General features: G+C 62.6%; 9 protein-coding genes. 5 read left to right on the forward strand and 4 right to left on the reverse strand.

What is annotated here, in order from left to right; genetic code table 11:
* Positions 1 to 36: 36 nt before the first annotated feature.
* A complete protein-coding gene (locus AC3WL8_RS26765) occupies positions 37 to 870 on the reverse strand; it encodes an enoyl-CoA hydratase-related protein (protein ID WP_492379124.1) in 834 nt (277 codons plus the stop codon).
* Between the two features lie 1,032 nt (positions 871 to 1,902).
* Here AC3WL8_RS26765 and AC3WL8_RS26770 point away from each other — a divergent pair.
* The 3 genes from AC3WL8_RS26770 (at position 1,903) to AC3WL8_RS26780 (ending at position 4,995) form a co-directional block, all read left to right on the forward strand.
* A complete protein-coding gene (locus tag AC3WL8_RS26770; RefSeq protein ID WP_492379125.1) occupies positions 1,903 to 2,286 on the forward strand; it encodes a response regulator transcription factor in 384 nt (127 codons plus the stop codon).
* A gap of 253 nt (positions 2,287 to 2,539) precedes the next feature.
* Positions 2,540 to 4,360, forward strand: a complete 1,821-nt coding sequence (locus tag AC3WL8_RS26775) for a PAS domain-containing sensor histidine kinase (RefSeq protein ID WP_492379126.1) — start codon at positions 2,540 to 2,542, stop codon at positions 4,358 to 4,360.
* Positions 4,357 to 4,995: a response regulator transcription factor gene (locus AC3WL8_RS26780; RefSeq protein WP_492379127.1), complete on the forward strand. Its 639-nt coding sequence runs from the start codon at positions 4,357 to 4,359 to the stop codon at positions 4,993 to 4,995. Before AC3WL8_RS26775 ends, AC3WL8_RS26780 begins: the two co-directional genes overlap by 4 nt.
* A 331-nt stretch (positions 4,996 to 5,326) precedes the next feature.
* Here the strand turns inward: AC3WL8_RS26780 and AC3WL8_RS26785 are convergent, their stop codons facing one another.
* The 3 genes from AC3WL8_RS26785 to AC3WL8_RS26795 all read right to left on the reverse strand — a co-directional run bounded on the left by AC3WL8_RS26785 (position 5,327) and on the right by AC3WL8_RS26795 (position 7,618).
* Positions 5,327 to 5,650, reverse strand: a complete 324-nt coding sequence (locus AC3WL8_RS26785; RefSeq protein WP_492379128.1) for a hypothetical protein — start codon at positions 5,648 to 5,650, stop codon at positions 5,327 to 5,329.
* A gap of 660 nt (positions 5,651 to 6,310) precedes the next feature.
* The gene (locus AC3WL8_RS26790) at positions 6,311 to 6,952 is read right to left on the reverse strand and encodes a response regulator transcription factor (protein WP_492379129.1); all 642 of its coding nucleotides are present in this window, start codon (positions 6,950 to 6,952) and stop codon (positions 6,311 to 6,313) included.
* A gap of 156 nt (positions 6,953 to 7,108) precedes the next feature.
* Positions 7,109 to 7,618 carry a lecithin retinol acyltransferase family protein gene (locus AC3WL8_RS26795; protein WP_492379130.1) on the reverse strand — a complete coding sequence of 170 codons (510 nt, stop codon included), beginning with the start codon at positions 7,616 to 7,618 and terminating at the stop codon, positions 7,109 to 7,111.
* Positions 7,619 to 8,129: 511 nt separating this feature from the next.
* Here AC3WL8_RS26795 and AC3WL8_RS26800 point away from each other — a divergent pair.
* Together AC3WL8_RS26800 and AC3WL8_RS26805 are read left to right on the forward strand one after the other, a co-directional pair.
* Positions 8,130 to 8,597: an MEKHLA domain-containing protein gene (locus AC3WL8_RS26800; RefSeq protein ID WP_492379131.1), complete on the forward strand. Its 468-nt coding sequence runs from the start codon at positions 8,130 to 8,132 to the stop codon at positions 8,595 to 8,597.
* 326 nt (positions 8,598 to 8,923) lie between these two features.
* A complete protein-coding gene (locus AC3WL8_RS26805; protein WP_492379132.1) occupies positions 8,924 to 16,063 on the forward strand; it encodes a PAS domain S-box protein in 7,140 nt (2,379 codons plus the stop codon).
* Positions 16,064 to 16,092 lie beyond the last annotated feature (29 nt).

The raw sequence follows: 16,092 nt of genomic DNA on the forward strand, positions 1-16,092 counted from the left end.
TTGTTTCCTGTTAATAGTCGTTCACGATGTACGGACTCAGCGCCCATGAAAGTGAGCGGCGCGCTTTTCCAGAAAGGCAGCGGTGCCCTCGCGTATGTCTTCCGTCCCCGCGCAGACCGCGAACACGGAGGCCTCGAGCAACAGCCCCGTCGACAAGCTCGTCTCCATTCCTTTATTCACTGCTTCGAGCGCAAAGCGCACAGCCACCGGCGCGTTCGCCAGAATCTGCCTCAGGATCTCTTCACAGCGTGCGATCAACTCTCCGGCCGGCACCACTTCGTTGACCAGCCCGATACGCCAGGCCTCCTGAGCGCTGATCACCTCTCCGGTAAGAATCATCTGTAGTGCTCGTCCCTTGCCGAGCAGCCGCGGTAATCGCTGTGTTCCGCCGGCGCCCGGCGGAATACCCAACTTGACCTCCGGCTGTCCGAACCGCGCGTGCTCCGCGGCGACACGGATGGTGCAAGCCATGGCCGTCTCGCAGCCGCCGCCGAGTGCAAAGCCGTTAACGGCCGCGATGACCGGCTTGCCAAGGTTTTCAATCAGGTCGAGCACCGCCTGTCCATGGCGAGACAAGTTTTCGGCAACAACTGGCGTCACATGCTGCAGCTCACTGATGTCCTGCCCTGCGATGAAAGCCTTGTCGCCAGCCCCGGTGAGGATCACGCCGAGCACCGCAGCGTCATCGCGCGCCTGTTCGAAAGCCGTTCTGAGATCTTCCCAGGCGTGCTGGCTCAGCGCATTGAGAACCTTGGGCCGATTCATAGTCACGTAGGCGATGGGCCCCTTCTTTTCGAACAAGACATTGGTCAACGTCGCTGCACGCCAGACCTGGTCAGCAGGTGTCGTTGGGATGGCGGAAACAGCCATGGATATCTCCTATGTTGAAATGGGAGTCATGCGTCGCGGACGGGTGAACGCTTCGTGCGGGCGGCTGTCGAGCGATAGCCCAACACGTCGGATGGCGCCGTTCGCAACTACGGGAAATTCGGATCGATCGCTCAGAATCCGGAACGACCGGGAACGGGCCACGCCCAGAGGAATACTCGGCACCGCGTATGGCGGCCCACCATAACCAATTCTGAAACTGAACGCATGCCAGTCGATTGAGACAAAGAACGCTGATGCAATCCAGCAATGCATCGACGGGTTGCTGTCAATTCGTGCCAGACCCTTCGCACAGCTGGACGAAATGCTCATCCCTGGATCGTGTTTGACTCTTTCACGGCTTCAAGGTCTCTGGATGGTAGATTCAGAGACGACGATTCGCTATTACATAAAGATGGAGTGTCGGCATGGGCTATGCGGGTCCGTTAGCAAATGCCGTAGGTAGCCAAGCAGATTCACAAGTTGAGTCGACAGCGCTGGGAACGACTTCACTGTACGGCGGCCCGCGCTACGTTCGGCGGGCGCATAGGCAGATCGATCATCAAAGAATTCGCGGCCTCATGCTTCCACGAAGGTGGATCAGCCGGCGAAGTCTGGCCCTCTTGTCGGGCTCGATTCGGCGTCGCTGGAATCAGCACCCGCATGTGACACGGCAGTTCGCGACTCCGCCTCCGGGATGCTGGCGAGTAGCGTCATCTCGATCGCGGGAATGTGTGCACCGCCATATCGCGTGAGAGGCGGTGCCACCGCACGAACGCGTGGCTTCACCACTGTCGGGATTGCACCATTGCCGGACCAGTACCTCCGGCCATGCGCTATCCATGGCATGCGGAGCGATGCTTATGAAGTGCCGTCTACCAGACACGGCAGGATACGCGGCGGCCGGGGCGCCTATACCTATACGTTCATGTAATTCCCCCCGGCAAACAGGGCGCATAAGATGCCTGCAAAGGGTATGGATTCCGCGCACGGTCGGTGCGCGGACCCGATGCTCAGCTTGGCAGAGGTAGTCGCTTGTACAACAATCAGATAGTAGCGATCGTCGACGACGACGAATCGGTCCGCGTGGCGACATCGAGCCTGGTCCGCTCGCTCGGCTGGGAAGCCCGCCCGTTCTCCTCGGCGCGTGATTTCCTGGATTCGGGCAGTGCCGCCGAGGTGGCGTGCGTGATTTCCGATATCCAGATGCCGGGCATGACCGGCCTTGAAATGCAAAGGGCGCTCGTCCAGGCCAGCGTCCTCGTACCGGTGATCTTCATTACGGCCTTCTGTACCGAGGCCATCCGCAAGCAAGCGCTGGAGTGTGGGGCAAGGTCTTTCCTTTGCAAGCCTGTCGATGGCGCCGCGGTATGTGAATGCCTGGAACAGATAACGCACGAGTCCGCCCGCGAGCCGTAGCAGTTGCACGCGGCAGAAGACGCAGTGAAGGCAATCGGACACGCGCAGCGCACATTGGTCCGCTCGCGCCGGTGCCTGGCACCGGCATGCGCGACGAAGCGCCAGATTACAACCCATGCCGGCCGGCATGGGTTTCGCGCATTGGCATGCCGCCAGCGCCAGGAAACCATGTTATCGAGCCTCCATGAACAGAGCGCGTCGTTCTCCCTTCCAGTCTGTCTTCAGCTGGGCCGCCAGCTCCGAGAGGTCCGGCATGACCGAGTCATTCCCCGCCATCGGCCCGGCGCGCCCCAGCACGCGAGCGCAGTCGCTGGTCGCGCTGGTGCTCGCGCTGGCCGTCTTCCTGATCGATGCACTGACGCCGCTGGATATCGCCATTGCCGTACTTTACGTGGTGGTGGTACTGCTGGTCGCGCTGGGTGGATCGCGGCGGAGAACCCTTGCCGCGGGTGTGGCCTGTGTTGTCCTGACGCTGGTCGGGTTCGCGCTTTCTGTGGATGTTAACGACAGTGCCGGCTCACTGGCGCGCTGCGTATTCAGCGTGCTCGCGATCACGATTACGTCGCTGCTGGCGCTGCGCAATCTGGCCAGCACGGCGCGCCTGCGCGAGCAGATCCAGATGCTGAACCTGACGCATGACGCCATCGTCGTGTACGACATGGACGACAGCGTCACTTTCTGGAACCGCGGCGCCGAGGAGGTCTACGGCTGGACCGCGGGTGAGGCCATGGGCCAGTCGGTCCACCGGCTGACGCAGACCCGCTTTCCCGTCCCTGTGGAAAATATCCGAGCCGAACTGCTGCGGACCGGGCGCTGGGACGGCGAGTTGCAGCGCATGCGCCGCGACGGCAAGCCGCTCACCATTTCCAGCCGCTGGGCGCTGTGGCGAGACCAGTCCGGCCAGCCGGCCGCCATCCTCGCCACGAGCAACGACATTACCAAACGCCACCAGGCCGAAGCCGCGCTGACACGCAGCGAGGCCTTCCTCGCCGAGGCGCAGCGGCTCAGCAAGACCGGCAGCGTGGCGCTGAGGCTGCCGGAAGAGGAAATGACCTGGTCGGACGAGGCCTACCGCATTCTGGGCTACGATACGAGCGTACAGCCCACCTCCGATCACATGTTGGAGCGGACACACCCGGACGACCTGGCGCTAGTACAGGAAGCCCGCGCCCAGATCCGGGCGGGTGCGCCGCGCATCGACGTCATGCACCGCTTGCTGATGCCGGACGGCTCGGTCAAGCATGTGCACCTGGTGGCCAGGCTAAACACTGCTACCGCAGGCCACCTCGAGTATGTCGGAGCCCTGATGGACGTGACGGAGGCCACGCTGACGCAACAGGCGCTGCAGCGCTCGCTGACCGAACTGGCCCATGTCACGCGCATCACGACGCTGGGCGAACTCGCTGCCTCGATTGCCCACGAGGTCGCCCAGCCGATCGCAGCCATCGTCACCTGCGCGGATGCCGCGCTGCGATGGCTGCACCGCCCGCAGCCTGACATCGACGAAGCCACGCGATCGATCCGGCAGATGATCTCCGACGCCAAGCGCTCCAGCGAGATCATCCGCCAGATCCGCGCGATGGCGCAGAAGCGCGATCCCAGCTATGCCGAAGTCGATCCGAACGCGCTGGCGCGAGAAGCGGTGGAGCTGCTGCGCCGCGAGCTGCAGGACCATGGCATCGAAGCCATGCTGCAGCTGAATGAACCAGCTTCGCTGATCCGCGGCGACCGCGTGCAGCTGCAACAGGTGCTGGTCAATCTGGTGGTGAACGCCGTGCAGGCGATGGATGGCGTGACCAGCCGCCGGCGCCGCCTGTGGATCAGCACCTGCCGGGTCGAACCGGAGCAGGTGAAGCTGACGGTCCGCGATTCCGGCAACGGCTTTCCCGCTGGGGATGCCGAGCACCTGTTCAACCCATTCTTCACCACCAAGACGGACGGCATGGGCATGGGCCTGTCCATCTGCCGTTCGATCGTCGAAGCGCACGGGGGCCGGATCTGGGCGGAATCCCCGCATGACGGTGGCGCGTCGCTGCAAGTGGTGCTGCCGATTCAGCACGAGGACGGACAATGAGCAATGAGCCAGGTGGCACTCCCGTGGTCTACGTCGTGGACGACGACGATTCCATGCGGGCGGCGCTCAGCATGCTGCTGCGTTCCGTCGGCCTGCACGTCGAGGTCTTCGCCTCGGCGCAGGAATTCCTCGCGCACAAGCAGGCCGACGCGCCGAGTTGCCTGGTGCTGGACGTACGCCTGAAGGGCCAGAGCGGCCTGGTGGTGCAGGAACAGATTACCGCGGGCGGCATGCCCATCCCCATTGTCTTCATGAGCGCGCACGGCGATGTCGCCATGACAGCGAAGGCCATGAAGGCGGGCGCCACCGATTTCCTGGCCAAGCCGTTCCGCGACCAGGACATGCTGGATGCGGTCAGCAGCGCGCTCGCGCGCGACGCAGCACGCCGTACCTCCGACCAGTCTGGCGCCGCCCTGCGGCGCCGCTATCAATCCCTGACGCCGCGCGAGCGCGAAGTGATGGCGCTGGTAGTACGGGGCCTGATGAACAAGCAGATAGCCGCTGAGATGCACCTGAGCGAGATCACAGTAAAACTCCACCGCGGCCAAGCCATGAAGAAAATGGGATCCACGTCGCTGGCGGACTTCGTGCTCAAGGCCGAAGCGCTTGGCGTGGTCTCCGGCGCGCTCGCCTGAAGCGCGATTCCAGCCAGCGCGCCTGTCGCTGGCACTGGCAGGCTGGCACCGGCCCGCCGTCAAAGCGGCACCCACAACGCGACGACCGCAGCCATCGCGCAACTGGCGGCACACATGCCAAGCCACGCTGCCGTCAACAGGACATGCCTGCGGCTGCCGGAGCACGGCGGCGTTGAATCGCCGGGAACGCCGGAGACGGTCCTCGCTTCCGCCGCTTCGCCGACGCGCGTGGGCTCAAGCATCAGAGCAACGTTGTTCATCACGGACCTCCGTGGGCAGAATCGCCGCCAGGAAACAGGGGCTGCCCGCGCGGCGATGGGCAGCCCTAGTATCAGCCTTGCGCCGTGCCGTCGCCGGCCGGCGATCCCCTTACGCCAGTCAGGTCGCGGCCGGCGACCAGTACGCCGTCGAACGGGCGCGACGTCCCTTCCAGGCGGGCGCCCTCGGTATAGGGGTCGAACTTGCGGTCAATCCGACCGCTGCGCGCACCATCGGTGAATGGGTCGCGCTTGCTGTTCGCGTTGACGTTGTAGCCGTACCGGTCGGCGCTGTCAGGGCTGGTACGCGGGTCGGCAGCGTGGACCACGCCGGTGGAGAGGATGCCCGCGCCGATGAGGCCGGCGATGGCAAGGCGGAGTTGGGTGCGTGTGGTCATGATTTCCTCGGTCGGTGACAGATGGCGCCGGCACAGATCTCCGGCAAGCAGAACATGGCGTTGCGGATCGCGCCTTGCTCCGTGGAACTGCACGGCCCGGGTGCGATGCATGCCTTGCTATCGGGATCGTCGAGCGGGCTCGATTTCCCTAGCTCGAAGCATAGGTGCGACGGCGCGCGCGCGCCTTCATGCGTGCGTTGGCTTTTGCTAGCGCATTGGCTAGCTCCAAGTCATACCTTGGTTTAGGCGGCGCTGCCTGGAAGCGCCATACCCATGCCCCGCCGGATACGTGGGGACAAGCCCGCTGATGCCGCGATATACCCGGGTATGAAGCGCTCACAGCAACCGGCGCGGTGGGCTACCGTTTGTAGGTCTGGCGATGCCCGGGGCGGCGATCTACCTTGAAGGCGTCGTTGATGGGGCTGTCCGACCGCAGCGGGGGAAGCCCAGTCTATGAGCGCGCCTCCGCACGAAAACGGGCATAGCCCCAGTCGTGGGAGACATCATTCGCAACGAGTGTGATTGTGGCTAGGTCTTCGCCGCCGCAGCGGTACTTGTACGCTGACTTGCGTGCATGCCGAAGCCCTGGCGAATGCTCGGTAATGGAATGCACCCCGAGCACTCGCTCCTTTCGTGGACAGCGTTACAACGGACAAGGCCTCAAAGCCGGTGGCCCCTGGTTGGCAGGTACGTCTCAAGCTCCAGCCGCCCTGCTTGCCTGACGAGCGTAGCAAATGAGCCCGCTTGCATCTTCTTCATAATGTGACCACGATGCACCTGCACGGTGTACTCAGTGATCCCCAGTACGTCCGCTGCCTGTTTGTTCAACAACCCCCCGACAAGCAAAGGCAGAAGCTCTTGCTCTCTTGGGGTCAGGGTTTCGTACAACGCTCGTAGCGCAGCAGCTTCTGCGGCATTGCTTCGCTGCAAATGCGTCCTGGCAATTGCCGTATCGACTGCTCGGAGCAGAGCATCCTCACTGAGGGGCTTAGCCAGGAAGTCAACGGCCCCGCTCTTCATCGCCAGAACTGTGGAAGGCACGTCATTTCGTCCAGTGACGAAAACGATCGAAGCATGAGAGTTGTTAATAACTTGCTCCTGGACTTCCAGTCCGCTCATGCCCGGCATGCGCATATCAAGAATCAAGCATGCCACTGCGTCCCACTGAATGGATTCCAGAAACTCCTTCCCCGAGTTGAACGACAGCACACTTTTTCCATGGGCGCGTAGCAGGCTTGTCAGCGCTTCCCGGATGCTTGCATCGTCATCGACTACACACACACATTGATTGACCGACTCCATGGCCCCTTCTCCATCTGTACCTCAGCGTGCTTGACTTCTCGCTGTGGTGACTCAAACGGTTGAGGCGACGAGAATTTCCTGTCGCTTTGAATTGAAATGCCGCTCAAAGCGCGACGCGCCAGGGACAGCCCCACAACTGCCGGCAAGAATCCATCATCAGCTCTCGCAAGGTCCGGTGCGCCGCATCGGCCATGCCGCCGCCAAGAACGCAGTGAACAGGCATAACGCGGTCCGAAGGGCCGTGCGCGGCTCGACGAAGCACGCGAGCACTTGTTTGCTACGGCTTTCTCCATACAGGCACCAGGCGCAGAAGTGCTCGCAGTTATTGGTCAGCACCCTGTAGCGATTCTCGCCTAGCCGCGAGCGTGCACGCCACACGGCTTCGTTCCTGGCGTACACCGGATCAGCACTTGATTCGATCAAGACCTCGTATCCGGCGGCGAAACGCGTGATGCTGACTTCCTCGACCTGGCCGCGACGCAACGCCCTGGCAAGTCCAGCGTAATGCACAACTTTGCCGTCGCCTACATAGATGCCATGGTGGCTGTAGCCGTGGCGCGGAGTGATGAGATGCGCACCGAGCGGCGGTTCTGCGCCGGCATTGAGGGGGCGTTGTGTCGGGACTGCGTTGGCAGTGCGACCTTGGTTGGAGGTTGGCTGGCCCATTCGAATGCCCAAGCGATGAAGTGAACTTGAGAAAAGCCTAAACCCGGCAAGACATTAATGACAATTAAACATTCTTCTACAGACCATAAACTTTCGCTTATGCAATGCCTTTTGCTACTGGATCTGCGTCGCGCACAGCGAGACTGGCAAGGCAGCGTGTTGGCGCATCGGTTTGCAGGCGGTGAGCCCTTTCGCGATCGCTGGCCTGTGGCGCGCGTGGTTGGACAGCGCGGTGTCCCTGATCGCTTCCGGAATCTCCGCCCGTCATGCACGGGGGCGTACTTCTACAACCGTGTGACCGGGCGGTCGCATGCCGACCCGGTCGGCGCCGGGGCGGCATCGGTTCCAGGCGAGCACGGCTTGGTCCGCTGCGCGAACCCGCGCCACATTACGTCCCAAGCGCGGTTGACGAATATGGAATTGATTCCAGTTTCATGTAATAGCCATCCGACCTCCTGTCGGCTACCATCCGTACATAAAGTCTTACAATGCCCTCCCGATTTCCGTTGCAATGTCTCAGATAGTCCCACTCCACAGCAACCCTGCGTTCTACAAACTCCTCGCCAACAGCTACGCCCAGCTGCTCCGTCAACCGCTGGTTCCACAGGGCATGCCGGTGCCCGAGGCTACCAAATGGCTCTATGAGTGCGCCCCGTTCGCGGTGCTCGCGCACAATACCGATCCCGACCCGCTCTTCATCTACGGAAATAAGGCCGCCCAGCGCCGCTTCGAATATGGCTGGGATGAAATCACCCGCTTGCCGTCGCGGCTCTCAGCCGAGCCCCAGAATCGCGAGGCGCGGCAGCAGTTCCTCGCGCGTGTACAACAGATCGGCTACGAAGCTGGCTACAGGGGCGTGCGTATCACCAAGTCAGGCCGGCGCTTCGTGATCGAAGAGGCCACGCTGTGGCAGCTCCTGGACACGGATGGAAAGGTACACGGCCAGGCGGTCGTCATCCCGCGCACGCGCGACATCTGACCGGCAACCCGCCTGATTCTGTGTCGTGCCATCCTGACGAAACTGGCATCGCAATCGAAACGCAATTCAGGGAGATAAGATGTGAGTCGTAGGGAACCCGGTTGTAACAACCGACATGAGTGTACTTTGGATGGCTCATATCGTATTCTCTGACGCTTGCTTCGATAGCAGTAACGAGTCAACAGCAGGTGCTCGATCATCGCCAGCCAGCCTGGCCGCGCGCAACCTTCCAGCGCTTTCGTGGGCCACAAAAAGACCTCACTCCTGAAGGAGTCATAGGCCGGCCGCTCACGACTCGGGCAAGGACTAGAATCGACCAGTATTCCATGAAGCCGATTGAACTCGATGTGGTTCACGCCCCGTTGCTCCACGCGCGCGACCGAACAGCCCTTGCTCCCGAAGATGACGGCGGCAAGCCCCTCGAGAGTCTCCTCGACGCACCGATGGACTCGGGGTCCTTCCTCCGCCTCGCTATTGGCATAGCGTCGGCACTGGGCGAAGTCCACCAGGGTGGGCTCGTGCACAAGGACGTCAAGCCGGCCAACATCCTGGTGAATCCTGAAAGCGGTGAAGTCCGGCTCATGGGTTTCGGTTTCGCCTCGCGGCTTGCGCGAGAGCGTCAACGATCCGAGCCGCCCGAGTCCATCGCCGGTACGCTCGCCTATATGGCGCCTGAGCAGACCGGGCGGATGAATCGTTCGGTCGACTCCCGCAGCGATCTCTACGCGTTCGGCGTGACGCTCTACCAGATGCTCACGGGATGCCTGCCCTTCGCCGCCGCCGATCCAATGGAATGGGTACACTGCCACATCGCAAGAGAGGCAGTCCCACCGCAAGAGCGCGTAGACCACCTGGCGCCAGTCCTCTCAGCGATCGTGATGAAGCTGCTCGCCAAAGCGGCGGAGGAGCGCTATCAGACCGCGGCAGGCGTTGAAGCGGACCTGCGACGCTGCCTTGCGCAATGGGAAACCGAGCAACGCATCGGCGAATTCCCGCTCGGCGAACGCGACACGCCAGACCAGTTGATGATTCCGGAGAAGCTGTACGGGAGATCGCGCGAGGTCGAGACCCTGGTCGCCGCCTTCGAACGCATCATAAAAAACAGCGCGCCTGAGCTGGTGCTGGTCTCGGGATACTCCGGAATCGGCAAGTCCGCCATCGTCAACGAGCTGCACCAGGCGCTGGTACCGTCGCGCGGGCTTTTCGCTGCGGGCAAGTTCGACCAATACAAACGCGATATTCCATATTCGACGCTGGCGCAAGCCTTTCGGAGTCTGTTACGGCCGCTGCTTGGCAAGAGCGATGCGGAGCTGGGACCCTGGCGTGACGCGCTTCGCGAGGCACTGGGATCGAATGCGGGACTTGTCGTGGATCTCGTTCCCGAAGTGGAGCTCATCATCGGCGCGCCGCCGCCAGTCCCGGAGTTGCCTCCGCAAGACGCCCAACGCCGGGTTCAGCTGGTGCTCAGCCGGTTTATCGGCGTATTCGCCCGGCCAGAGCATCCGCTGGCGCTCTTCCTCGATGACATGCAATGGATCGACGCGGCGACGCTCGATCTGCTGGAGGACCTGTTGACCCGGTCCCGTCCGCAGAACCTGATGCTGACCGGCGCCTATCGCGACAACGAAGTCAATGCCGCGCACCCACTGACGTGCAAGCTCGATGCCATCAAGACTGCCGGCGGAGCGTTGGCGGAGATCAAGCTGGCGCCGCTTGCCCAGGAGCATCTTGAACAGTTGATCGCGGACGCGCTTCGCTGCGAGACAGAGCGTGCCACGCCACTCGCGCAACTGGTGCTGGACAAGACCGGCGGCAATCCGTTTTTCGCCATTCAGTTCATCGCTTCGCTCGCCGAAGAGGGAATGCTTTCCTTCGATCACGGCGCGGCGCGCTGGTCCTGGGACCTCGATCGCATCCATACGAAGGGCTATACCGACAATGTGGTGGAGCTGATGGTCGGCAAGCTGAATCGACTGCCCATCGGAACACAGCAAGTACTGCAAACGCTTGCATGCATGGGTAACGACGCGGAACTCGTCCTGTTGGAAACGGTATCCCAGCGGCCGAGAGGCGAATTCCAGGGACAGCTCTGGGAAGCAATTCGAGCAGGTCTCATTTCCTGCACGGAAGATTCCTGCAGCTTTGTCCACGACCGGGTTCAGGAGGCGGCGTACTCCCTGATCCCGGAAGACGCACGCGCACAGATCCATCTCCGGGCAGGCAGGTTGCTCGCTGCCTGTTTGCCGCCGGGAAAGCTGCCGGAGATGATCTTCGAGGTCGTCAACCAGCTTAACCGAGGCGCCCCCCTCATCACGTCACAGGACGAGCGCGAGAAGCTCGCCGAGCTGAACCTGATCGCCGGCAAGCGCGCAAAGGCATCGTCTGCCTACACGTCTGCGCTGACGTATCTCAGCGCCGGCGCGGCGCTGATAGCGGAGGATTCGTGGGAGCGCCGGCAGGCGCTTGCCTTCGCCCTGCAACTGCATGGGGCCGACTGCGAGCTCTGGACGGGAACACTGCCGTCCGCGGAGGAACGTCTCGCGGCGCTTGCAACGCGCGCTGCCGACACGGTCCAACGTGCGGCCGTCGCGAGCCGGCGCGTGGATCTTTACACGATGCTCGGGGCTAGCGACCGTGCGGTCGCGGTCGGATTGGAATACCTCCGGCATGTTGGCATCGATTGGGCAGCGCATCCCACCGAACTGGAAGCGTGTCGCGAGTACGATCGGATCTGGTCCCTGCTGGGAAGGCGGGCGATCGAGGATCTCATCGACCTGCCGCTGATGAAGGATCCAGAGTCTCTGGCTACGCTTGACGTGCTCACCACCCTTGGAGCACCGACGTTATACACCGACGAGAATTTGTATGCGCTCACCGTTTGCAGAGCGGTCAATCTGAGCCTGGAGCATGGCAACAGCGACGCCGCACCTGCGCACTACGTCTCGGTCGGGCTTATCGCCGGCAGCCGCTTCGGCCATCACGACGCTGGTTATCGACTCGGAAAGATAGCCTGCGATCTGACCGAACGCCGCGGATTGAGGCGCTTGGGAGGAAAGACCTATTCGGTTTTCGCGCTCGTGGTACCTTGGACACGACCGCTCCGGGAGTGTGTCGACCCGGCTCGACGTGCCTTTCAGATGGCGAACGAACAAGGCGACCCGACGTTTGCAGCCTACGCCTGCCGCAATATCAGTGCCAATCTTCTCGCTTCGGGTGTTCCACTCGATCAGGTTGAGCGTGAAGCCGAGCAAGGATTGGAGTTTGCGCGCACGGTGCGCTTTGGATTCGCTGCCGACATGATCTCCGCCCCGCTCGCGCTCGTCCGCACGCTCCGTGGCGAAACCGCGAAATTCGGCTCGCTCGAGGCTGGCCCGTTCACAGAGCGCTCGTTCGAGGCGCGCCTCACCGGTCACCCCGCTCTGGCCTTGCCTGAATGTTTCTACTGGATCCGAAAGCTGCAGGCGGGCTTCTTCGCTGGCGACTACGCATCGGCCATCGATGCCGCGGAAAAGGCGGAAAGATGCTTTTCGACGTCAGCGTCGCTTTCGGTCATGCTGTTGGAGAGGGCGGAATACCATCTCTATGCCGCCCTCTCCCTGGCCGCCAGCTGCGAGCCCATGGGTCCCGATCCGTATGCGAAGCATCGAGACGGGCTGTCGGCACATCACCGACAACTCCGGGCATGGGCGAATAACTGCCCTCAGAACTTCGAGGATCGTGCGGTGTTGGTCGGCGCGGAGATTGCGCGCATCGAGGGGCGCCTGCCCGAGGCAATGGATCTGTACGAGCGAGCCATTCGCTCTGCGCGTTCGAATGGCTTCGTTCAGAACGAGGCACTGGCCTACGAACTGGCTGCCCGCTGCTACGCCGCGCGCGGCCTTGAGGAGATTGCGCATCTCTACCTGGGAAACGCTCGGCGTGCCTATCTGCGGTGGGGAGCCCATGGGAAGGTGCGACAACTCGATCAGCTCTATCCGGGGTTAAGCCAGGACGGGCAGGACGGGCAGGACGGGCAGGACGGGCAGGACGATCGTGCCCCGGGCCCCCCGGGCACGATCGACGCGCCGGTTGAAGATCTGGATCTCGCCACTGTGATCAAGGTGTCGCAGGCAGTGTCGGGCGAGATCGTCCCGGAAAAGCTCATCGAAACGCTGTTGCGTACGGCCATCGAGCACGCCGGCGCGGAACGTGGGCTGCTGATTCTCCCGCGTGACAGCGAGTTTCTGATCCAGGCGGAAGCGAAGACTTGCGGCAGCGCCGTGACGATCAGCCTGCGAGAAACGCCAGCTTCCGCGGACACGCTTCCCGAGTCGGTGGTCCGTTATGCCGCGCGTACCCGGGAGTGCGTGATTCTTGACGATACTTCAGTCCCGAGTCCGCATTCCACCGATCAGTACATCGGTGCGCAGGGCGTCCGGTCGGTACTCTGCCTGCCGTTGATGAAGCAGGGTGCGCTGGTTGCGCTGCTGTACCTGGAAAACAGGCATGCTCCAGGCGTTTTTACGCCCGGCAGGATTGCTGTCCTGAAGGTAATGGCTTCCCAGGCGGCGATTTCGCTCGAAAACAGCAGTCTGTACCGCCAGCTTCAGAAGCGCGAGGCGGAGATCCGCCGCCTGGTCGACGCCAACATTGTCGGGATCCTGATCTGGGACCGGGAAGGTCGGATTCTCGAGGCCAATGACGCATTTCTACGCATTGTCGGGTACAGGCGCGAGGATATCGTGTCGGGTTGGTTGCGGTGGACCGACCTGATACCTCCCGAATCACTCGCCCACGCACTTGAACAACTCTTGCCGCAGTTCGAGCTGACCGGCAGCGCACAGCCCTACGAAAGGGAATATCTCCATCAGGATGGTCACCGCGTTCCCGTGCTCGTCGGGGCGGCCGCTTTCGACGACGAACGCAGGCGTGGCGTGGCCTTTGTCGTCGACATGGCCGAGCGTAAGCAAGCGGAGGAAGAACTGCGGCGCAGCCGCCAGTACCTGGCGGAGGCACAGAAAGTCAGCCACACCGGAAGCTGGGCATGGTGCCCCGCCTCGAAAGCAATTCTGTACTTTTCGGACGAGTGCTATCGCATTTTCGGGTACGACCCGGCGCAGGGGGTCCCTTCAGTCGACTACACCCTGGAACGCATCCATCCCGAGGACCGGCCCGGATTCCTGCAAAAGGTGGACCGATATGTGCGCGACGGTGTGGAGTTCGAAGTCGGGCACCGCCTGCTCCTGCCAGACGGCAAGATGCGCTACGTCCGCACCCTGGCACATCCTGTGCTGGCAGCCCCCGGCGGCCTGGTCGAATACATCGGCACCGTCATAGACATCACGGAGCAGAAGCGCGCAGAGGCGGAGCGCGAGGAATACCTATGGTTCCTCGAGTGCATGGACCGCATCAACCGCGCCATGCAGCGAACGAACAACGTCGAGGGCATGACGCGCGGCGTGCTCGAGGAGGCGCTGGCGCTCTTCGGTTGCGATCGGGCCTGGCTGGTATATCCCTGTGATCCCGATGCGTCGGCGTGTCGCGCGGTGATGGAGCACACGCATCCTGACTATCCGGGCGCCTTCGCTCTCGACCAGGAGCTGCCGGTGGACGCCCGGGGAGCCGATTTGCTGCGTGACATGCTGCACGCCCCAGGAGCGGTGGTAGATCCAGGCATCCCGCCGGAGCTTCGTGACCGATTCAACATCCAGTCGATGATCGCGATCGCGGTTCGCCCCAAGGGCGACCGGCCGTACTTGTTCGGGTTGCACCAGTGCTCGCACTTGCGCTCCTGGACAACCGTGGAGCGACGGCTGTTCGAGGAGATTGCCAGACGCCTGGAGGATGCGTTGACGAGCGGCCTGGCGCACCGCAACCTGCTCGCAAGCGAGGACGCGCTGCGCACAAGCGAAGAACGCTTCCGAACGCTGGTCGAGCACGCGACAGATGCCATTTTCCTGTACGACGAGGAAGGCATCGTGCTCGACGTGAACGGTCGAGCGTGCGAGGCGCTGGGCTATACGCGCGAAGAGCTCATCGGCATGCACGTCAGTCAGTTCGACCGTAACATTACGCCGGAAAAGATCCTCTGCCTCCGGCAGCAGCTGCTGGAGGTCGGGAGTGTGACGTTCAACGGCCGCCGCCGGCGAAAAGACGGAAGTCTCTTTCCCGTCGAGGTGCGTGCACGGGCGTTCAATCGCGGTGGTCGCCTCTTCGCCATCGCGCTCGCCAGCGACATCACCGAGCGCAGGCGCCGCGAGCAGCGGCTGCTCGCGGAATTCAGCGTCACGCAGACGCTGTCGAAAGCGGGCTCGATCGAAGAAGCGGCACCGCGCATTCTGCGCGAAATGTGTGAGGCCCTCGAGTGGGACTGTGGCGCAATCTGGCACGTCGATTCAGAAACGGGCGTACCGGTGCACGTGCAATCATGGCCCTCGTCCACCTTCGCGCGGTCCGGTTCCGGGTTAGTGTCGTGGACAAGTGGCTTCGGCATGGGGCTCCCCAAGCGGGTATGGTCGAGCGGCGCGCCCGTATGCATCCCCGACATGACTCTCAGCAGGGAGCTCCCGCGGACGGAATCTGCCGCGAAGGAAGGGCTCCACGCGGCCTTCGCGTTTCCGATCACGCTCAAGAGCAGCGTAGTTGGCGTGATCGAATTCTTCAGCCGCGAGGTCTGCCCCGCCTGTCCCGAGCTCTTGCAGATGATGACCGCCGTGGGGTACCAGGTCGGGCAATTCATCGAACGCACGCGAGCGGAAGATGCTTTGCGACAGGCCCGGGAAAAGCTCGCGCAGGCGTCGCGGACGGCGACCGTGGCCGAGCTGTCTGCGTCCATCGCCCACGAAATCAATCAGCCGCTGCAAGCCGTTGTGGCCAACGGGCAAGCGTGCCGACGCTGGCTCGCTGCAACGCCGCCCGACATCGACAAAGCCCGACTCAGCGTCGAGGCCGTCGTCCGTGACGGCATTGCGACCGCGGACGTGATAAGCCGCATTCGCGCGCTGTTCAAGCGCACGGCTCCTGCGAAGGCCGATCTTGACATCAATAGGCTGATACTTGAGGTCTGCACTCTGATGGCTGACGACACTCACGGGAACGTGATCTCGCTCGAGACTCAGCTAGCCGACGATGTGCCGGTTATCAGAGCAGATGCGGTGCAGATTCAGCAGGTGATCGTCAACCTTGTGCGCAACGCGATCGAGGCAGTGTCCGCAACGGTGGAACGACCGAAGTCGCTATGGATCCGCTCTCGGCGCGACGGGGACAACGTGGTGGTCGACGTTCAGGATGAAGGCATAGGGTTGGAGAATCTGGAGACGATATTTGAGCCATTTGTCACCACCAAGGAAACGGGCATGGGCATGGGGCTGGCAGTCTGCCGGTCGATCGTCGAAGCACACGCCGGCCGTATTTGGGTCGTGCGCAATGAGGTCCGGGGGGTGACTTTCAGCTTCAGCCTTCCGACCGATCCTTCGGATGCAACATGAAACCATGTGGACCGGCCTTCGACCCGTGC

The sequence above is a fragment of the Cupriavidus sp. FW305-F7 genome (genome assembly GCF_058782875.1).